14 protein-coding genes are annotated in these 20,701 nt (G+C 63.0%); 7 read left to right on the plus strand and 7 right to left on the minus strand.

Annotated elements, in window-relative coordinates; genetic code table 11:
- Nucleotides 1-68: 68 nt before the first annotated feature.
- Nucleotides 69-2,723 carry an alanine--tRNA ligase gene (gene alaS / locus ACZ2HM_RS05490; RefSeq protein WP_037472223.1) on the minus strand — a complete coding sequence of 885 codons (2,655 nt, stop codon included), beginning with the start codon at nt 2,721-2,723 and terminating at the stop codon, nt 69-71.
- Nucleotides 2,724-3,049: 326 nt separating this feature from the next.
- Between alaS and leuA the strand changes: the two genes are divergently transcribed.
- A complete protein-coding gene (gene leuA / locus ACZ2HM_RS05495; RefSeq protein ID WP_470426441.1) occupies nt 3,050-4,723 on the plus strand; it encodes a 2-isopropylmalate synthase in 1,674 nt (557 codons plus the stop codon).
- A gap of 116 nt (nt 4,724-4,839) precedes the next feature.
- Here the strand turns inward: leuA and ACZ2HM_RS05500 are convergent, their stop codons facing one another.
- Nucleotides 4,840-6,207 carry a M20/M25/M40 family metallo-hydrolase gene (locus tag ACZ2HM_RS05500; protein WP_470426442.1) on the minus strand — a complete coding sequence of 456 codons (1,368 nt, stop codon included), beginning with the start codon at nt 6,205-6,207 and terminating at the stop codon, nt 4,840-4,842.
- A 299-nt stretch (nt 6,208-6,506) separates the two neighbouring features.
- On the opposite strand from ACZ2HM_RS05500, the gene ACZ2HM_RS05505 reads away from it, so the two are divergent.
- The 3 genes from ACZ2HM_RS05505 (at nt 6,507) to ACZ2HM_RS05515 (ending at nt 8,962) form a co-directional block, all read left to right on the plus strand.
- Nucleotides 6,507-7,811 (plus strand): dicarboxylate/amino acid:cation symporter, encoded by a 1,305-nt coding sequence (locus ACZ2HM_RS05505; protein ID WP_470426443.1) that lies wholly within the window; start codon nt 6,507-6,509, stop codon nt 7,809-7,811.
- Between the two features lie 166 nt (nt 7,812-7,977).
- Entirely contained in the window at nt 7,978-8,247 is a 270-nt protein-coding gene (locus ACZ2HM_RS05510; RefSeq protein ID WP_076605561.1) for a helix-turn-helix domain-containing protein, read from the plus strand.
- Nucleotides 8,231-8,962, plus strand: coding sequence for a hypothetical protein (locus tag ACZ2HM_RS05515; RefSeq protein WP_470426444.1), 732 nt, complete (start codon nt 8,231-8,233; stop codon nt 8,960-8,962). The genes ACZ2HM_RS05510 and ACZ2HM_RS05515 overlap by 17 nt, the downstream gene beginning before the upstream one ends.
- Nucleotides 8,963-9,069: 107 nt before the next feature.
- Here the strand turns inward: ACZ2HM_RS05515 and ACZ2HM_RS05520 are convergent, their stop codons facing one another.
- Entirely contained in the window at nt 9,070-10,563 is a 1,494-nt protein-coding gene (locus tag ACZ2HM_RS05520) for an Eco57I restriction-modification methylase domain-containing protein (protein WP_470426445.1), read from the minus strand.
- A 505-nt stretch (nt 10,564-11,068) separates the two neighbouring features.
- Here ACZ2HM_RS05520 and trmFO point away from each other — a divergent pair.
- A complete protein-coding gene (gene trmFO, locus ACZ2HM_RS05525) occupies nt 11,069-12,412 on the plus strand; it encodes a methylenetetrahydrofolate--tRNA-(uracil(54)-C(5))-methyltransferase (FADH(2)-oxidizing) TrmFO (RefSeq protein WP_470426446.1) in 1,344 nt (447 codons plus the stop codon).
- 4 nt (nt 12,413-12,416) lie between these two features.
- Here trmFO and ACZ2HM_RS05530 read toward each other — a convergent pair whose 3' ends face one another.
- Nucleotides 12,417-12,887 carry an Lrp/AsnC family transcriptional regulator gene (locus ACZ2HM_RS05530; RefSeq protein ID WP_037479272.1) on the minus strand — a complete coding sequence of 157 codons (471 nt, stop codon included), beginning with the start codon at nt 12,885-12,887 and terminating at the stop codon, nt 12,417-12,419.
- A 94-nt stretch (nt 12,888-12,981) separates the two neighbouring features.
- Here ACZ2HM_RS05530 and phhA point away from each other — a divergent pair, with 94 nt between their 5' ends.
- Nucleotides 12,982-13,854, plus strand: coding sequence for a phenylalanine 4-monooxygenase (phhA, locus tag ACZ2HM_RS05535; RefSeq protein WP_037477603.1), 873 nt, complete (start codon nt 12,982-12,984; stop codon nt 13,852-13,854).
- A complete protein-coding gene (gene hppD / locus ACZ2HM_RS05540) occupies nt 13,851-14,894 on the plus strand; it encodes a 4-hydroxyphenylpyruvate dioxygenase (RefSeq protein WP_037477604.1) in 1,044 nt (347 codons plus the stop codon). The genes phhA and hppD overlap by 4 nt, the downstream gene beginning before the upstream one ends.
- 171 nt (nt 14,895-15,065) lie before the next feature.
- On the opposite strand, the gene ACZ2HM_RS05545 is transcribed toward hppD, so the two are convergent.
- Genes ACZ2HM_RS05545 through ACZ2HM_RS05555 form a run of 3 tightly spaced genes read right to left on the minus strand, consistent with a single transcriptional unit; the run spans nt 15,066 to nt 20,700 of the window.
- Nucleotides 15,066-18,278 carry an efflux RND transporter permease subunit gene (locus ACZ2HM_RS05545; protein WP_470426447.1) on the minus strand — a complete coding sequence of 1,071 codons (3,213 nt, stop codon included), beginning with the start codon at nt 18,276-18,278 and terminating at the stop codon, nt 15,066-15,068.
- A gap of 3 nt (nt 18,279-18,281) precedes the next feature.
- A complete protein-coding gene (locus ACZ2HM_RS05550; protein WP_470426448.1) occupies nt 18,282-19,451 on the minus strand; it encodes an efflux RND transporter periplasmic adaptor subunit in 1,170 nt (389 codons plus the stop codon).
- A 4-nt stretch (nt 19,452-19,455) separates the two neighbouring features.
- A complete protein-coding gene (locus ACZ2HM_RS05555) occupies nt 19,456-20,700 on the minus strand; it encodes a TolC family protein (protein WP_470426449.1) in 1,245 nt (414 codons plus the stop codon).
- Between the last annotated feature and the right edge of the window lies 1 nt (nt 20,701).

A 20,701-nucleotide genomic window follows, 5' to 3' on the forward strand; every position in this document is an offset into this window, starting at 1 on the left:
TGCCCGATGTGACGATTCCGCGCAACTTGGATCGCCAGCGAGAATAGCCGGTAATTATGGGCTTTTCGTCAGGCTGCGACCTTCTCCAGCGCTGCCTTCACCGCCTCCAGTGCCGCCTGCGCCTTGTCACCATCGGGACCGCCGCCCTGCGCCATGTCGGGACGCCCGCCGCCGCCCTTGCCGCCCAGCGCTTCGACGCCGATGCGGACGAGATCGACGGCGCTCAGCGTGCCGGTCAGGTCGTCGGTGACGCCCACGGCGATGGTCGCGCGACCATCGACCACGGCGAGGATGGCGGACACGCCGCTACCCAGGGTCTTCTTGTTGCCATCAACGATGCCGCGCAATTCCTTGGGATCAAGGCCGTCGATAACTTGGCCAAGGAAGCTGACAGCGCCCACCTTTTCGGGACCGGCGGCCTGCGCAGCCCCGCCGCCGCCCAGCGCCAGTGCCTTCTTGGCTTCGGCGAGTTCGCGTTCCAGACGGCGGCTTTGTTCGACCAGCGCGGCGATGCGCGTCGGCACATCTTCGGGCGTGGTCTTGAGCGCGGCAGCGGACTGGCGCAACTTGTCGTCGCGGTCGGCCAGCCACAGGCGCGCGGCCTCACCGGTCAGCGCTTCAATCCGGCGCACGCCGCTCGACACGGCGCTTTCCGACACGATCTTGAACAAGGCGATGTCGCCCGTCGCGCGGACATGGGTGCCGCCGCACAGTTCGACCGAATATTGGGCGTCATCGCCGCGCCCCATGGACAGCACGCGAACCTCGTCGCCATATTTCTCGCCGAACAGCGCCATCGCGCCCGCGCCGATCGCATCGTCGGGGGTCATCAACCGGGTGGTGACTTCCTCATTATGGCGGATCTGCGCGTTCACGTCCGCCTCGACCTGCGCGATCTGCGCATGGGTCAGCGATTCGGGGTGCGAGAAGTCGAAGCGCAGCCGGTCGGGCGCGACCAGGCTGCCCTTTTGCGTGACATGGCCGCCCAAGCGATGACGCAGCGCCGCGTGGAGCAGGTGGGTCGCGCTATGGTTGGCGCGCACGCGGTCGCGATGATCGACATCCACCGTCAGTTGCACCGTGTCGCCGACCTTGACGCTACCCGCCTCGATCGTCGCACGGTGCGCGTGGAGGCGGCCGAGCGGCTTGGCGGTATCGTCGACATGGGCGATCAGGCCGCCCTGCGTGCTGATGCGCCCGGTATCGCCCATCTGCCCGCCGCTTTCGCCGTAGAAGGGCGTCTGGTTGGTGAGGATGATGACGCTGTCGCCAACGGTCGCGGAATCGACATTCGCACCGTCCTTGACGATGGCCTGCACTTCGCCCTCGCCCACGGTCGAGCTGTAGCCGATAAACTCGGTATTGCCCGCCTTCTCCGCGATATCGAACCAGATTTCGTCCGATGCCTTGTCGCCCGACCCCTTCCAGGCGGCGCGCGCAGCGGCCTTCTGCTCCGCCATCGCGCTGTCGAAACCGGCGCGATCGACGCCCAGCCCGCGCGAACGCAGCGCGTCTTCGGTCAGGTCATAGGGGAAGCCGAACGTGTCGTAGAGCTTGAACGCGGTTTCGCCGGGCAGCGTGCCGCCTTCAGCCAGATCGACCGTCGCTTCATCGAGCAAGCGTAGGCCGTTTTCCAGCGTCTTGCGGAACCGGGTTTCCTCGCGCAGCAAGGTTTCCTCGATCAGCGGCTGGGCGCGCACCAGTTCGGGATAGGCCGCGCCCATTTCGGACACGAGGCTGCCGACCAGGCGATACATTAACGGGTCTTTCGCACCGATGATATGCGCGTGGCGCATCGCGCGGCGCATGATCCGGCGCAGCACATAGCCACGCCCTTCATTGGCGGGCAGCACGCCATCGGCGATCAGGAAGCTGGTCGAACGCAGATGATCGGCGATGACGCGGTGGCTGGCCTGATGATCGCCGTCGGTCGCGGTGCGGGTGATCGCGCCGGAGGCTTCGATCAGCGCCTTGAACGTGTCGATGTCGTAATTATTATGCACGCCCTGCATGACGGCGGCGATGCGTTCCAGGCCCATGCCGGTGTCGATCGAGGGCTTCGGCAGTTCGCTGACGATCTCATTGGCTTCCTGCTCATATTGCATGAAAACCAGGTTCCAGATCTCGACGAAACGATCGCCATCCTCCTCCGGGCTACCGGGAGGGCCACCCCAGATATGGTCGCCATGGTCGTAGAAGATTTCCGAACAGGGACCGCACGGGCCGCTATCACCCATCGCCCAGAAATTATCCTTGGTCGGAATGCGGATGATGCGGTGGTCTGGCAGGCCCGCAATCTTCTTCCACAGCGCAAACGCCTCGTCATCAGTATGATAGACGGTGACGGTCAGCTTGTCGGCCGGAAGCCCCCATTCCTTGGTCAGCAAAGTCCAGGCATGGGTGATCGCCTGTTCCTTAAAATAATCGCCGAAGCTGAAATTGCCCAGCATTTCAAAGAAGGTGTGATGGCGCGCGGTATAGCCGACATTGTCGAGGTCGTTATGCTTGCCGCCCGCGCGCACCGACTTCTGGCTCGACGTGGCCGTCTTGTAGGGGCGCGTCTCAAGCCCGGTGAAGACATTCTTGAACGGCACCATGCCCGCATTGACGAACATGAGCGTCGGGTCGTTGTGCGGCACCAGCGGCGCGGACGGGACGATGGTGTGGCCGTTGGCCCCGAAATAGTCGAGGAAAGAGCGGCGAATGTCGTTGGTCGAGGTCATGGTAGGCGATTTAGGGGGAAGCGGCCCGTCGCACAAGCGGGGCTTTTCGGCGTTTACCTTTCACGCCGTCCCGGTCTCCCTTCTGCCCCCACCCAGGCAAAGGCTCAAAAACGACTGGACGCCCTGCCCCCAAAGCCGCTACACCCTGCCCTTCATGCAGAGCGCGACGTTTCTTCCCCTGCTACGACTTACACGCCCTTAGGCGTGGTTTTTGTGCTGCCTTTCGATTATGGGCAGCGACGATACGCCTAAGGGCTTCCTTTTCGCTGATAGTCGTTAACCGGGCCGTTCCTGCGCGCCCGTTCGCATAAAGAAGTAGCTGTCCCATGATGCTGACCGATCCCGCCCAGAAATATCGCGCCTTCCCGCAAGTCGACCTGCCCAATCGCCAATGGCCCTCGCAAGTCATCACCGCGCCCCCGCGCTGGCTCTCCACCGACTTGCGTGACGGCAATCAGGCGCTGATCGACCCGATGAACGCGGAAAAGAAGAGCCGTTTCTTCGACCTGCTGGTCCAGGTCGGCGTCAAGGAGATCGAGGTCGGCTTCCCATCGGCCGGCGCAACCGAGTTCGACTTCATCTCCAGCCTAGTGAAGGACGGCCGCATCCCAGACGATGTGATGGTCCAGGTGCTGACCCAAGCCCGCGAAGACCTGATCGCCACCACCTTCGAATCGCTGCGCGGCGCGGAGCGGGCGATCGTCCATGTCTATAACGCCGTCTCGCCTGCCTGGCGTCGCATCGTGTTCGGCATGGACCGGGCGCAAGTCAAGGACATCGCCGTCCACGCCGCCAAGCTGCTGCGCGACAATGCCGCCAAGCAGCCCGATACCGACTGGCATTTCGAATATAGCCCGGAAACCTTCTCCACCGCCGAGCTGGATTTCAGCCTGGAATGTTGCGAAGCGGTGATGGACATCCTCCAGCCCACGCCGGAGCGGCCGCTGATCCTGAACCTGCCAGCGACGGTCGAATGCGCCACACCCAACATCTATGCCGACCAGATCGAATGGATGTGCCGCCATATCAGCAAGCGCGACAGCGTCGTCATCTCGCTGCATCCGCATAATGATCGCGGCACCGGCGTCGCCGCGGCGGAACTCGGCCTCATGGCGGGTGCCGACCGGGTCGAAGGCTGCCTGTTCGGCAATGGCGAGCGCACCGGCAATTGCGACATCGTGACCGTCGCGCTGAATATGTACACGCAGGGCATCAACCCCGGCCTCGATTTCAGCGACATCGACAACGTCATCCAGACGGTCGAATATTGCAACCAGCTGCCCGTCCACCCGCGCCATCCCTATGCCGGCGAGCTGGTGTTCACCGCCTTTTCCGGCAGCCATCAGGACGCGATCAAGAAGGGCTTTGCCGCGCAGGAAGCGCGCAACGACCTCATCTGGGACGTGCCCTATCTGCCGATCGACCCCAAGGATCTGGGCCGCGACTATGAAGCGGTGATCCGCGTCAATTCGCAATCGGGCAAGGGCGGCGTCGCCTGGGTGTTGCAACAGGATAAGGGCTTCAAACTGCCCAAGCGGATGCAGGCCGACTTCTCCCGCGTGGTGCAGGGGCTGGCCGACCAGTCGAGCCGCGAACTCAACGCCGCCGACATCTGGGCCGCCTTCCAGGACCATTATCGCCTGACCGGCGATCAAGCCTATGCGCTGATCGACTATCATGAAAGCGGCGCAGCGGGCGACCGCATCTTCACCGGCAAGATCGCCTATAAGGGCGGCGAACGCAGCATCTCCGGGCGCGGAAACGGCCTGCTTTCGTCAGTGTTGGCTGCGCTGCGCGACGAACTGGGCGTCGAGCTGGAAATCGCCGACTATAGCGAACATGCCATCGGCGCAGGCAGCAACGTCAACGCCGCCGCCTATGTCGAATGCCGCACGCCGGACGGGCGGACCGTGTTCGGCGTGGGGACGGACGCAGACGTCGCGACGGCTTCGGTGCAGGCGGTGTTGTCGGCGGCGAATGCTGTGGCGGTGCGGGGGTAACCTTTTCATTCACCCCTCCCCTTTAGGGGAGGGGCCGGGGGTGGGGGCGTGCCGCAGGCGCTGAACCAGGAGGATGTCCCCCACCCCAACCCCTCCCCTAAAGGGGAGGGGCTTAATTACTTCGCCAACGCCCGCAACACCGCCTCCCACTGCACCAGCGCCGCGCCGATCCCCGCGACCGGCACCCGCTCGTTCAGCCCATGGGCAAAGCCATCCTCGGCTTTCATGAACAGGCTCGACACGCCATAGCTCGGCACGCCAAGCGCGCGGAAATGCACGCTGTCAGTCGCGCCGCCGGACATGCTCGGCATGATCGGGATGCCCGGTGCCCGTGCGGAAACCGCCGCGACCACCGCCTGCATCACATCAGCGCGCAGCGGCGAGGCATCGCTTGCCAACGGATCGCCCAGCGTCGTGACGGTCGCGCTCTCATCCGCCACCACCCGCACCAGTTCCGCCTTCACCGCGTCGATCGCCACGCCCGGAAAGATCCGGCAATTGACCTGCACCTTGGCGCTCTGCGGCAGGGCGTTCAGCGCATGCCCCGCCTGCGCCATGGTCGCGACACAGGTCGTGCGCACCTGGCCGACAAATTCCGGGCGACCCGACAGCAATTCCGCCGCCGCCGCATCGCCCGTCTCCGCATAACGCTTCATCGCCGCGCCGACCTCGCCGCCAATCCGGTCGGCCGACAGCGCCAGCGACGCCTTGGTCAATTCGTTGCGCATCGGCGGAAACTGATAGGCCGCAATCCTGTCGATCGCCCGCGCCAGTCGATAGAGCGGATTGCCCGCCGTCGGCGCACTCGAATGGCCGCCCGGATCGGTGAAACCAATCTCGAAATCGGCATAGGTCTTCTCGCCCGCCTGCAACTGGTATAGCACCGGCTCGCCCGCCTCGTTGAGCAGCCCGCCGCCGCCATCGCCGTTCAGCAGCAATTCGGCGTCCTTATATTGCGCCGCCAGCGCCCGCGTCGTCACCATCGCGGTCTCTTCGTCCCCCGACAACAATAGCGTTACGGTGCGGCGCGGCGTCCAGCCGTCCTTTTTCAACTGCGCCAGCGTCGCGACCATCATCGCGACGTCATATTTATTATCCTCCGCGCCCCGCCCGAAAATATAGCCCTTCTCCTCCACCGGCACGAACGGATCGCGAGTCCAATCCTTCGGGTCGGCCGCCACCACGTCCATATGGCCGATCATCAGCAACGGTTTGAGCGTCGCATCCCGCCCCCGGATCGTCGTGGCAAAGGTCGCCGTCTCGCCCATCGGCGTGATGACGACATCCGCATCGGCAAAGCCCGCGCCTTTCAGCACCGACGCATAATAGGCCGCGAGCTTCGGCACCTCGCCCGCCCCCTCGACCGTACGAAAGGCAACAGAGCGCATCAAGATATCCTTCGCCACCACCGGGTCCGCCGCCGCCATCGCGCCGCTCGGCAGCATCGCGGCCACGCCCGCCAGAAACCCACACCGCCACCCCATAAACCTGCCCCTCGATTTCGTCAGACCGCCAATGTGGCACAGCGACAGGCAACCGCCAATCCTCCGCACCCATCCTCCCCTTGCAGGGGAGGTGGCTGGCCGCAGGCCAGACGGAGGGGTGTCACCCTCTCGATAGCGCAACACCCCTCCGTCAGCACTACGTGCTGCCACCTCCCCCACCGGGGGAGGATGTAAAGACACCCCCCCGCCAAAAACTAAACCCCGCCCAACTATTGCTTGCGCGCAATCCTACGCCACTCCCCCATATGCTACGCCGTTCGCCCAAAGGATTTGCGCCCATGACCCTCCCCTATCGCAGCTTCGGATTTCAGGTGCTGGTCGGCATGGTCGCAGGGCTGGCGCTCGGCCTCCTCGCCCGGACCATGGGCACAGGGCCGGATGGCGACCTCAACTGGCTCGCAACCGCGCTCCAGACGGTCGGCACCATCTTCGTCGCGCTATTGAAAGCCATCGTCCCGCCGCTCGTCTTCGCCGCCATCGTCGCGTCGATCGCCAATCTGCGCGCGCTCGACAATGCGGCGCGGCTGGCGGGGCAGACGCTGCTCTGGTTCGCCATCACCGCGCTGATCGCGGTCAGCATCGGCCTTGCCATCGGCATCATCGTCCAGCCGGGCATGGGCCTTGGCACCGCCGCGCTCGCCGCCAAACAGCCCGACGCGGTCGGCGGCTGGCTCGATTTTCTCAAAGGCCTCGTCCCCGGCAACAGCCTGGCGCTGAGCGGCAGCACCAAGATCGCGCCCGACGGCACCGCCAGCACCAGCCTCTCCTTCAACATCCTGCAATTACTGGTCATCGCCATCGCGGTCGGCCTCGCCACGCTCAAAGTCGGGGAGAAGGCCGAACCCTTCCTCGCCTTCGTCCGCTCGCTGCTCGCGGTCGTGCGCGCGCTACTCGGCTGGGTCATCCGCCTGACGCCGATCGGTTCGGCAGGCCTGATCGGCGCGGCGGTCGCCACCTATGGCTGGGACGCGCTCGCAAGGCTGAGCGTCTTTACCGGCGCCATCTATCTCGGCCTCGGCATCGTGCTGCTGATCGTCTATCCGACGCTGCTGCTCGCCCATGGCCTCAAGCCCCTGCCCTTCTTCGCCAAGGCCTGGCCCGCCATCCAGTTGGGCTTCGTCTCCCGCTCCTCGGTCGGCACCCTGCCCGTCACCGAAGCCGTCACCGCGCGGCTCGGCGTCGACAAAGCCTATGCCGCCTTCGCCATCCCGCTTGCGTCCACCACCAAGATGGACGGCTGCGCGTCGATCTACCCCGCGCTCGCCGCCATCTTCGTCGCAGGCTTCTATGGCATTCCCCTTGGCCCGCTCGACTATGCCCTGATCGCCCTCGTCTCCGTCATCGGCTCCGCCGCAACCGCAGGCCTGACCGGCGCCGTCGTGATGCTCACCCTTACCCTCTCGACGCTTGGCCTCCCGCTCGAAGGCGCAGGCCTGTTGCTCGCCATCGACCCCATCCTCGACATGGGCCGCACGGCGGTGAACGTCGCGGGCCAAGTGCTGGTCGGCGTGGTCGTCGCGAAACGCGAGGGGATATTGGACGAGGCCGCTTATTATGGCGAGGGGGCGTTGGTGGGGGGATAGCGCCAATTGTGGTCATTCGCTGGTGCCCATATCCGTCCCAAAAGTTGCCGTTCGTTCATCATCCTGCACTTGGAAAGCAGAACGGCTGCAAAACCGCCGCGGTGCGCTGAGAGTTGATACTTATAGTCCGTGTACTTAGAATCATCTGTCCCGCTTGCAGGACAGGATGAAAAGAGCGAACGCCTCTTTCGAGAACGAGAGAACCCGGCTGGGCCGGTGCGTCCGTTTTCTTCGGCTGAGGGCTGGACTGTCTCAAGAGGATCTTGCCGACGCATGTGGTCTTGACCGCACCTATGTAGGCGGAATTGAACGAGGCGAGAGGAACCCAAGCCTGAAGAACATTCTGAAGCTCGCCAGCGCTCTCGATGTCGCCCTGCATGAGCTTTTCAACGATGCTCTAAATGCAGGTGATTCCGCTAATGCTCGACAAGAATGAAATCCTGTTGCGGCTTCACTCTCGCCTCGCTCCATCAGTGGAGCGAATTTCTAAGCTTGCGCTGACCCATCAGCAAAAAGCTCAGCAAGTAAACGCGCTGGTCGCTAAAGAACGTGATAATCTGTCTGCATCTATTTTACAGATGTGGGAGGTAGATCGTGGGACCGCAGCTTTAGTCATCCAATATTGCTGTACCGTCGCTGGGTTGGAATATCGCCATCAAGTCTGGCCATATGAATATATGGCATTTTCAAGACGCATCGGTGAACTCTGGGAGGCATTTTGTCGAACAGCCTGGACGTACCCGGCGGACACGACCGTCGTACGAATGGACGCTCCTAATTTTGCCGAGGTGCGTAAAGCGCTACTTCAGCGGATAACTGCCAATCTTGGAACACATGATAAGGCTAAGGAGGTGATGACGGACGTCTCGACGCTGTTCGAGATCGTTGGCGAAATCAATATGAAGGAGGACGAAGTTTTCCGGAAAGCGGACATACCATATGTCATTGATTTTAAGAGCGGCTTTGGATCCAATGAAAAAGGCAACATGTTACGATTGCTTACTGTTGGTCGAGCATATCACATATGGGACCATAGAACCAAGCTAATGCTCTTGGTCCGCCAGGATGAAAAACGACAATTATTTGAAGGTTCTACGTCGGTCAAATTTATGGGAAGTTTATACCGGAGCCGATACCTACAAAAAAATTGAGGAAATAACTGGCGCTGACATCCAATTGGTGCGGGACGAAGTTATAGACTGGCGGGACGATCTAAGCGACGGTTTTTATCGATATTTAAAGAACCAACCCACCGACCTTACATCCTATCTTGTTTGGTAAAAAAGGGCTGCATGAAACTATCGCATGTATCAACTTGCAAGAAATTTTCAGCAACGGCCACCGATACGATCCGCTTTGCCTCCGAATAATCCTTTGGCCCGAAGCGTGGGACGGGGAGTCGCTTGAGGTAGTTTGCTGAGTTGTTGGCGCTGCCGTTCACAATTTCGTTACGCAGTTCGGTCGCCTTCGAGGAGTTGAGATAAAGCAGGATTGCCTCACGCGCCTCTTGATCATGTGGGAAGACTCCAACAACCCCTTGGTCAAAAACAGCACTATCCATCAGCGAAGCCGAAAGTCGGCGAGATGTCACCATTGGTACAGCAATTCCCGGTCTAAAATAATAGCTGGAATTTTGCAGTCTCGCCTTCTTGTTTGTTTTGTAGAAGACGACTGCCTCGCGGTCCCAGCGGAGCGCCCATGCAGTGCTATCGACAAAGGCACGATGGCCACCTCTGATAAGGGGCACATAAGCGACGACAGTATCTAGGCCGTGCTGACGCTGGTCCGAAGATAGATCTCCCTCATAGACACTTTCCCAATGGATCGAGTGACCATTGAGGCGCTTTGTGACCCGAGCAGGGTCGTAGCCAATGAAGCGACAGTTATCGCCTGTATATATTCCCGTTTTGCACTCTGCCACTTGACCCAACGTGGTCCAACTTTCCGTTTCAGATCGCACTTGGCCCATGCTGGATCGCCAACCGCTATCAAGGGATTTTTCTAGACAAGATCCGGTGATCGAGAACACGGCGTTTTCGGGCTGATCCAAGAGCGGGCACTTTCCGTCAAACGCTTCGATCCATGTCAACATTGTATTTTCGGTAGCGCAGCGTTTGGACCCAGCGATAATGCAGAGGTTGCCATAGCCGAAGTTCACTGTCTCGAAGCGCTTTGATGGAAAGCGGATCACATGCGTCGGCTCGCCATGCTTATATATATACTGACGCAAGGGTGAGTGGTTGGTACTTGTAAGAAAGGTGTCGGGAAGGAGGAATACATATCTTCCACCTTTACGGAGCATCATGAGCGAGAAAGCCAAGAACAAGCCATACGAATCGCGCACGTACAGATAGGGAAAAGATGCTTTCAGGCGCTTCCGATACTCTGGACTAAAAAAAAGACCAAAAGGCGGATTTGAAATTACAGCATCATAGTCGCGGCGGAAAGGGGATAAGCCAGCCAGCATAAGACCATTCGCAAACATGTCGATGAAGTCTGCCCTGTGAGTGTTTAGGGGCAGACTTGAAACTCGCTGCTTAGTTAGGGCTAAGACAGACGCATCTACATCTACGGCGTCTATATGTGCAGGTGATCCTTGTAGACCGCTCAGGAGAGCTCCATTTCCAACACTCGGCTCAAGGATTCTAAGTCCATTCACGTCGCCCAAGAGCTTCGCCATAGCCGAGTTTACCTCATAAGCTTCGGTGAAATACTGCTTCAGGGTTGACTGCTGGGTCGGTGAGCTTGCCATATCCTGCCTTGACTGTGATACTTATAATCATCTATAGACTCGGATGGCTTGAGATGCAAACCCTTTGCTGCTCTCGCGCATGAGTGAGACTTCAGGCTGTCCTGCGTCATATGTTAGGACATCATCATCGTCCTTCCTCAAGGGCGGGGCCTGATCATGCTCGGAGGAAAATCAGGCGGGAACGTAACGGGCGGTGTCATGCGAAGGGCAGCTTTCTGAACATAGAAGGTCAGGACCGGCTATTTCGCCGCCGTTCCTCCCGCTGCACATACTCACCACGCGAACAAAAACTTCGCAAAAACCTTCCTATTGCGAAGTCCGCCCTGCAAACCCCAATCCCAGCAAAATCGAACCCTGCAACAGTGTGAACTTCACAAGCTTCGCACAGCACCACCCCCCCACCATCCCAACCCAAAAGCCACCCACGCCGCCCTGTCCTACTGCGCCCCCATCGGCTATAGGCCTTGGCCCGAACGGCAGAATTGCGACATCAAGGCGAATATCAGTGGCAGACTATCAGGTGCATATCATCGGCGGCGGGCTCGCCGGGTCCGAAGCGGCGTGGCAGTTGGCGCAGGCGGGGATCAAAGTGCGCCTGTCGGAAATGCGCGGAAGCGGCGACATGTCGCCCGCGCACCAGACCGAAGGCCTCGCTGAACTGGTCTGCTCCAACAGTTTCCGTTCCGACGATGCCGACAAAAATGCCGTGGGCCTGCTGCATCAGGAGATGCGGCGGCTGGATTCGCTTATCATGGCGAGCGCCGAGCCCGCCAAAGTGCCGGCCGGCTCCGCGCTGGCGGTGGATCGCCATGTTTTTTCCGGCGCCGTCACCCGCGCGCTGGCCGATCATCCCCATGTCGAGATCATCCGCGAGCGGATCGACACGCTGCCCACGTCCGGCATGACCATCATCGCCACCGGCCCACTCACCGCGCCCGCGCTCGCAACCAGCATCGGCCAGGCGGCGGGGATCGAGCATCTCGCTTTCTTCGACGCGATCGCGCCGGTCATCCACCATGACAGTATCGACATGGACCAGTGCTGGATGGCCAATCGCTGGGACAAGATCGGCCCCGGCGGCGGCGAGGGGAAGGATTATATCAACTGCCCGATGGACAAGGACCAATATCAGGCCTTCGTCCAGGGGCTGCTCGATGGCGAAAAGACCGAGTTCAAGGAGTGGGAGGCCAGCACCCCCTATTTCGAAGGCTGCATGCCGATCGAGGTGATGGCCTCGCGCGGGCCGGAAACGCTGCGCCATGGGCCGATGAAGCCGATGGGGCTGGACAATCCGCGCACCGGCCGCTGGCCCTATGCCGTGGTGCAGTTGCGGCAGGATAATGCGTCCGGCACGCTATGGAACATGGTCGGTTTCCAGACCAAGCTGAAACATGGCGCGCAGGTCGAACTGTTCCGCACCATCCCCGGCCTGCGGAACGCCGAGTTCGCGCGGCTGGGCGGACTGCATCGCAACACCTTCATCCAGTCGCCAAAGCTGCTCGACGCGACGCTGCGTCTCAAAAGCGCCCCGCATATCCGCTTCGCCGGGCAGATGACGGGGTGCGAAGGCTATGTCGAAAGCGCAGCGATCGGCCTCATCGCCGGGCGCTTCGCCGCGGCCGAACTACTGGGCCATACGCTGACGCCCCCGCCCGCCGACACGGCGCTCGGCGCGCTGCTCGGCCATGTAACGGGCAATGTCGCGACGGCCGACTATCAGCCGATGAACGTCAATTTCGGCCTGTTTCCGACGCTCGACGATGTGAAGAAAAAGCAGCGCAAGGAAGCCTACACCTCCCGCGCCCGCGCCTCCTTCGGCGCGTGGATGGGCGAGATGGCGATCGCCTGATGTGTCACACCGGCAAGGCGGTGGTATATTTGGTGGTCGACAGCGCAAAATGCGACGCGGCCCCCGCCACCGTCGGCTGGGCCAACAAAGTGTGCATCAAAAACTGGTTATAATCGGCGACGTCCGCCACCACGACCCGCAACAGATAGTCCCACTCGCCGGACATGGAGAAGCATTCGACGATTTCCGGGCAGGCATCGACAAAGGCTTCGAAAGCGCTGCGCGGTTCGCGGGCGTGGCTGCGCATGCGGATATTGCACAGCACATTGACCCCGCGATCGACCTTGGCGGGATCGACCAGCCGCACCGCACGGGTCAACACCCCCGCCGCCTCCAGCGCCTTGATCCGGCGCCAGCAGGACGCGGTCGATGCGCCGACCTGTTCGGCCAGTTGCGCATGGGGAATGGCGGCGTCGGCCTGCAATATGGCGATGATCCGCCGGTCGATCGCATCGATCTGATATTCCTGTTTCATATCTGGCCCATATATGATGAGATCATGTCCGATATTGCGCGGCAAAGCAGGATATTGAAACCCTTTTTCACTTGACCCATGCAATATTGTCGTCATGGCCCAAAACGACATAGAGCGCCCGCAAGGCACCGCCGAGGATTGGACGATCCCGCAGGATTGGGCCGCCTACACGCCGCAGGAACATGCGCTGTGGGACCGACTGTTCGCCCGTCAGGCGCAGATGCTCCCCGACCGCGCCGTGGCGGAGTTCATGGACGGTCTGGACGTGCTGCGGATGACTCGGCCGGGCATCCCCGATTTCGATGAGCTATCCGAACGGCTGATGAAGCTGACCGGCTGGCAGGTCGTCGCCGTCCCCGGCCTCGTCCCCGACCGGCTGTTCTTCGACCATCTCGCCAATCGCCGCTTCGTCGCCGGGCGCTTCCTGCGCACGCCCGACCAGATCGATTATCTGTCCGAACCCGACATTTTCCACGACGTCTTCGGCCACGTCCCCCTGCTCGCCAACCCCGCCTTCGCCGACTATATGCAGGCCTATGGCCAGGGCGGCCTGCGCGCTGATGGTCTGGGGGCGATCGACCGGCTGGCCCGGCTCTATTGGTACACCGTGGAGTTCGGCCTGCTCCGCCAGGGCGACGACCTCAAACTTTATGGCGCGGGCATCGTGTCGTCCCACGGCGAGTCCATCTACGCCCTGGACGATCCCTCCCCCAACCGGCTGGGCTTCGATCTCAAGCGGCTGATGCGCACCCGCTACCGCATCGACGATTATCAGCAGAGCTATTTCGTCATCGACAGTTTCGAGGATCTGCTGCGCCAGACGGTCGAGACCGACTTCGCCCCGCTCTACGCCCAATTGGACGGCCTGCCCGATCTCGACACCGACACCATCCTGCCGACCGACCGGGTCTTCACCCGCGGCACGCAGGCCTATGCCAAGATAAAAAAGGAAGAGGAGCCGCAATGACCGCGACGATCGACAATCCCCTGGGCCTCAACGGCTTTGAATTCGCCGAATTCACCTCGCCCGATCCGGCGGCGATGGCGGCGCAATTCGAGCAACTGGGCTTCGTGCCGACGCACCGTCATCCGACCAAGAATATCACCCGCTACAAGCAGGGCCGCATCAACCTGATGCTCAACCGCGACGATGCCGGACGCGTCGCTGCCTTTCGCGGGGTCCATGGTCCCTCCGCCAGCGCCATGGCCTTCCGCGTTGCCGATCCGCAGGCCGCGATGCGCTGGGCGCTCGACCATGGCGCGCAGGCGACCGAAGAGGATGACACGGTGATCCAGGGCATCGGCGGCTCCTATCTCTATTTCATGCCCGATGGCCAAGACCCCTATGCCGACTGGGCCGAATTCGCCGGCTGGCGGGAAGCGGAGGCGCAGAATAATGTCGGGCTCGACCTGCTCGACCATCTGACCCACAATGTCCGGCGCGGTCAGATGCAGGTGTGGAGCGAATTCTACCGCACCCTCTTTGGTTTCGAGGAGCAGAAATTCTTCGACATCAAGGGCAAGGCAACCGGCCTCACCAGCCAGGCGATGATCGCGCCCGACCGGGCGATCCGCATCCCGCTGAACGAGAGCCAGGACGATAACAGCCAGATCGAGGAGTTCATCCGCGACTATCATGGCGAGGGCATCCAGCATCTCGCCCTCACCACCGACAATATCTACGACACGGTCGAGAAATTGCGGGCGCGCGGCGTGCGGTTGCAGGATACGATCGAGACCTATTATGACCTGGTCGACAGCCGCGTCCCCGGCCATGGCGAGGATCTCGACCGGCTGCGCGCCAACCGCATCCTGATCGACGGCAGCGTAGAGACGGGAGAGGGCATCTTGCTACAGATCTTCACCGAAAATATGTTCGGCCCGATCTTCTTCGAAATCATCCAGCGCAAGGGCAATGACGGTTTCGGCAACGGTAATTTCCAGGCCTTGTTCGAAAGCATCGAACTCGACCAGATACGGCGCGGCGTCGTGTCGGTCGATGCCTGAACGCGACAGGGGGCGGCACCACCGCCCCCTGTTTTGGCATTAGCCGTTATGACTTGTAGATTACGCAAAGTCCGTTCGTGCTGAGTAGAGACTGAGCTTGTCGAAGGCTCGTATCGAAGCATCTGCGTCTGGCCCAATCCTTCGATACGTCATCTCGACTTCGCTCAATGACTACTCAGGACGAACGGGTTTGAACAATGTCGTCACACTCGAAGCCCGCCGCCCGCCAAAGCGCGCATAAAGCGTCGGCAGCACGAACAGGGTCAGCAGCGTCGCCGACACCAGCCCGCCGATCACCACCGTCGCCAGCGGCTTCTGCACCTCCGCCCCCGACCCGGTCGCCAGCGCCATCGGCACGAAGCCGAGCGATGCGACCAGCGCGGTCATCACCACCGGCCGCAGGCGACGCATCGCCCCCTGCTCGGCCGCCCGCGCCCGCTCCATGCCCTGCCCGATCAGCTCCTGGATAGCCGTGACCATCACCAGCCCGTTGAGCACCGCAATGCCCGACAGCGCGATGAAGCCCACCGCCGCCGATACGGAAAAGGGCATGCCCCGCAGGAACAGCGCCAGCACGCCCCCCACCAGCGCCAACGGCACGCCGGTAAAGACGATCATCGCGTCCCGCACATTGCCCAATGCTCCGTAGAGCAGCAGCAAAATCAGCACGAAACAGGCAGGCACCACCAGCAACAGCCGATCCCGCGCAGACGCCAGATTTTCGAACTGCCCACCCCATTCGAGATAGGCCCCCGCCGGCAAGCGCATATCGGATGCGATCTCCGCCTGTGCATCCGCCACCACGCTCGCGACGTCGCGCCCGCGCACATTGGCCTGCACGACGATGCGGCGCTTGCCATTTTCGCGGCTGATCTGGTTGGGACCAGTCGTCACCGCGATCTCCGCCACGCTTGCCAGCGGCACGAAGGCGCCATCAGGCGTCGGCACGGGAATCTGCCCCACCGCCTCGATATCGGCCCGCTGCGTATCGTCGAGCCGGATCGTCACCGCAAAGCGCCGATCCCCCTCGAAGATCATGCCCGCATCGCGCCCGCCGATCGCAGCAGCCACCACATCCTGCACCGCCTTGGCCGACAGGCCCATCGCCGCCAGCGCCTCACGCCGAGGCCGGATGTCCAGCATCGGCAGCCCCTCGGTCTGCTCGACCCGCACATCCACCGCGCCTTCCGTCCGCCGCAGGATCGTCGCGACCTGATTGGCGGTGCGGGCCATCGCGTCGGCATCGTCGCCAAACACTTTGACCGCCACGTCACCGCGCACGCCCGCAATCAGTTCGTTGAACCGCATCTGGATCGGCTGGCTGATTTCAAAGGCATTGCCGGGCAGCACCGCCAGCTTCTTCTCGACCGCTTCGACCAGTTCCGCCTTGGGCAATTTCGGGTCGGGCCATTCCGCACGCGGCTTCATGATGATGAACGTGTCCGAGATATTGGGCGGCATCGGGTCTGATGCCAGTTCCGCCGTCCCCGTCTTAGAAAAGACGAAGAGGACCTGCGGCAATGTGGCGATCGCCTTTTCGACATCGAACTGCATCGCCTGGCTTTGTTCGACCGACGTGCCCGGTATCCGCAGCAATTGCGCGGTCATGTCGCCCTCGTCCAGTTGCGGCAGAAACTCCTGCCCCAGCGTCAGGAACGCGCCGATCGCCAGGACGAATGCCGCCACCGCGACGCCCATGGTCCGCGTCGGCCGCTGCATCGCCTTGTCGAGGCCGGGTTCATAGCGGGTCTTGAGCCAGCCCATGATCCGCCCCTCCTTCTCCTCCACCGGCTTCGACAACAGCACCGCGAGCAGGGCCGGCACGAAAGTCAGCGACAGAATGAAGGCGCAGACCAGCGCCAGGATGACCGTCAGCGCCATCGGCGTGAAGGTCTTGCCCTCGATCCCCGTCAGCGTCAGCAGCGGCACATAAACGAGGATGATGATCGCCTGGCCATAGACCGACGGCCGGATCATCTCCCGCGCTGCGCCCACGACCACGGCCAGCCGCTCGTCCAGCGTCAGCACCCGGCCTTCGCGATGTTGCCCTTCGGCGATCCGCCGCAACGCATGTTCGACAATGATGACCGCGCCATCGACGATCAGGCCGAAGTCGAGCGCGCCCAGGCTCATGAGGTTGGCCGACACGCCCCCCTGCAACATACCGAAACTGGTCATCAACATGGTGATCGGGATGACCAACGCCGCGATCAGCGCCGCACGGAAATTACCCAGCAGCACGAACAGGACGACGACGACCAGCAACGCGCCTTCGGCCAAATTCTTGGCTACCGTATTGATGGTCGAATGGACGAGCGCGGTGCGGTCCAGTACCGGCTGGACGATGACGTCGGTAGGCAGGGAGGCGTTGATTTCCTCCAGCCGCCGGGCGACCGCCGATGCCACGGTGCGGCTATTCTCGCCGACCCGCATGACCGCCGTGCCGACCACGACCTCGCGCCCGTCTTCGGAGGCCGACCCCATGCGGATCGCCTGTCCCGTCCTGACCGTGGCGACCTGGCTCAGCAGGATCGGCACGCCTTCGCGCGTCGCGATCACGGTGCGGGACAGATCCTCCGCCCCGGTCAGCCGCGCATCGGATCGCACCGCCAGCCCCTCGCCATTGCGATCGACCACGCCCGCACCGACCGCATTGTTGTTTTCCTCCAGCGCCCGCGCCAGATCGTCGATGCCGATCCGCAACGCCGCCAGCCGCGCCAGATCGGGCACGACCTGAAATTGCTTCACATAGCCGCCGATCGAATCGACCCCGGCCAGGCCCGGCGTGTTCTTGAGCAGCGGCGCGACGATCCAGTCCTGCGCGGTGCGCAGATAGGTCGCCTGATCCGCCTGGCTCACCAGCCGCTCGCCCTCCGGCGTGATATAGCTGCCATCGGGTTGCAGCCCCGGCTCGCCCGGATCATGCTGGTCATCCTTGCGATGGGCGAGGTGGACGGTCCACATATAGACCTCGCCCAGTCCCGTGGCGATCGGCCCCATTTCCGGCGTCACACCCGCAGGCAGGCTTTCGGCCAGCCCTGCCAGCCGCTCATTCACCTGCTGCCGGGCGAAATAGATGTCGGTGGAATCGGTGAAGACGGCGGTGATCTGGGCAAAGCCGTTGCGGCTCAGCGAGCGACTATATTCCAGCCCCTCAATCCCAGACAGCGCGGTTTCGATGGGAAAGGCGACCTGTTTCTCGACCAGTTCGGGCGAGAGCGACGGCGCGCGGACATTGACCTGCACCTGGTTGTTGGTGATGTCGGGCACTGCATCGATGGGCAGGCGCTGGAGCGCCCAGCCGCCGATAAGGCAGGCGATGAGGGTCAGCAACAGCACCAGCCAGCGCCGCGCGACCGCGAATGTGACGATCCGGTCAATCATCGATCAATGCCCATGTTCCGCTTCGCCCTTGCCGAGTTCGGCCTTGAGCGTGAAACTGCCGGTGGCGGCGATCCGCTCGCCGCCTTTCAGTCCCTTGGTGACGATGACACGATCGCCGCTGACTGGTCCGAGGTCGACCGGAACCGCCTGAAACCCGGTGCGGGTTCGCACGAACACGCTGCTCTTGCCTTCGACCGTCTGCACCGCGATCTGCGGCACGGCGATGGCGCGCCCGCCATCCCTGGACGGCAGGTCGACGGCGGCGGTGACATTCTCGCCCACGCGCCATTGCCCGTCGCGATTGTCGATCGTGGCGATGACCGGGACCAGCCGGGTCTGCGCGTCGAGAATGGGCGAGACGAAGCTGATGCGTGCCTGCGCCGTGCGCCCTGGCGCGGTCACCGTGACCATGCCGCCCGGTCGCAAGGTTGCGGCATCGGCCGCCGACAGCGACAAGGTGACTGAGAGCTTGCCAAGATTGGCGACGCGATACAGTTCGGTATCGGCCGCTACCACCTGCCCCAGTGTCGCGCTGCGGCTGACGACTTGCCCGCCGATTGGCGATGGCAGGCTGATGCGGTTGAGGCCACCGCCGGCGCGGCCCGTCGCGGCCAGTTGCTGCTGCGCCAGCCGCAGCGCGATCCCCGCCTCGGTCGCGGTCGTGCGCGCCGCGATCAGATCCTGTTCGGGCGATACTTTTTCGGCAAACAGCCTTTGCTCCCGCCCCAAATTGCTGCGCGACAGCGCCAGCCGGGCGCGGGCCGCCTCGATCTCGCCCTGCATCTGTGCCGCCTCGCGGCTTTCGATCACCGCCAGCGGATCGCCCCGCCGTACCGCCTCGCCCAGATTGCGATGCAGCGCGACGATCCGTCCGCCGACCGCCGCCGTCACCACCTGCATGCCTTGCGGATCGGCCTCGATCGTCGCGGGCAGGCTTGCCGCCCCGCCCGATCCCGCCATGCCGACGGGCACCAGCAATATGCCCGCGCTACGGATCTGCGCTTCGGACAGGGTGATTGCCCCCTCCTCTTCCGCATGATCCTCCTCGCCTTCCTCATCATGCTCTTCGGCGTGACCCGCCTCATCATGCGCTTCGTTCTGCGGTGCCGTCTCGCCACAGGCGGCCAGTAGCAGGAACAGCGGCAAGGCCGCCGATAATGTCCATTGTCTCATCGGATCAATCTTTCACGAACAAGGATGCCGGGGCGACCAGCCGGTCGCGGCGCGCCGAAGCATCATGATAGGTGGCCAGCGCATCGATCGCGGCCATGCGGGTGTCGAGCAAAGTGCGTTCGGCTTCGATCAGGTCGATCTGCCCGAACTTGCCCTCGCGATAGCCGATGCGCGCGATCCGCGCCGCTTCCTGCGCGGCGGCAAGCGCCGGGCCACTGGCGATGCGCGCCGCGGTTTCGGCATTGGCGACCTCCGCGTCTGCCGAAGCGATGGCCTGGTCGAGCTGGATTTCGGTCATCCGCCGGGTCGCATCGGCGCGTTGCCGCTCGGCCCGCGCCTGCGCCTGCGCCGCGCCGCCATTGTCGAAGATCTGCAACGGAATGTTGATGCCCATCAGCATCGCTGTGTCGTTGCTGCCCGACAGGCGGCGAGGGCCAGCGAACAGTTGCAGGTCAGGCACGCGTTGCGCGCCCGCCAGCCGCACTTGGGCATCGGCCGTCGCCACATCGAGCGCGGCAGCGCGTGCGGTCAGCATGTCGCGCATCGCCGCCCGGTCAACCGGCCCGGCAACCGCCAACGTCTCGAACCAGCGCAGGTCCAGCGCACCGGCCACCGGCGCACCGATCATCCGGCCCAGATTGGCGCGGGCGACATTGGCCAGCCGCTCGGCTTGTTCCTGCGTCGCCTGCGCATTGAGATGCGCCAGTTCGGCCCGCTGCGCCTCCAATGGCGACGCCCGTCCCGCACGAACGCGAACCTGCGCCGAGCGCAGCGCTTCCGCCGCGATCGCGACCTGCCGCTGCGCGACCGTCGCTCGCTCCGCTGCCGAAACGGCGGTGACATAGGCTTGCGTCACCGCCAGCCGCAGGTCGGCGGCGATCACCGCCTGCTCGATTTGCGCGCGGTCCTGCTGCGCATTGGCCAGCGCCACCCGCGCCGGGCGCTTGCCGCCCAGTTCCAGCGGCAGCGTCACCTGCGCCGTCGTCTCGGCGCTGCGAAAACCGCGATAGTCGCCACTGCCCGCGACATTTTCGGTCTGGATATTCAGTTCGCGATTGGGCCGCAGTCCGGCGACGCTACGCGCCGCCTGCGCGGCGAGCACACCCGCTGCCCCGCTTTCGATGGCGGGCGATGTCGCGCCCGCGCGTTCCAGCGCTTGCGCCAAGGTAAAAGATGGTTCGTCCGCCCGCGCCACGAAGGCGCTGGTGCAGCACGACACGGCCAGACAGGCCGCAAGGATGCGTTTCATG

It is taken from the genome of Sphingobium sp. KKT206, assembly GCF_055640555.1.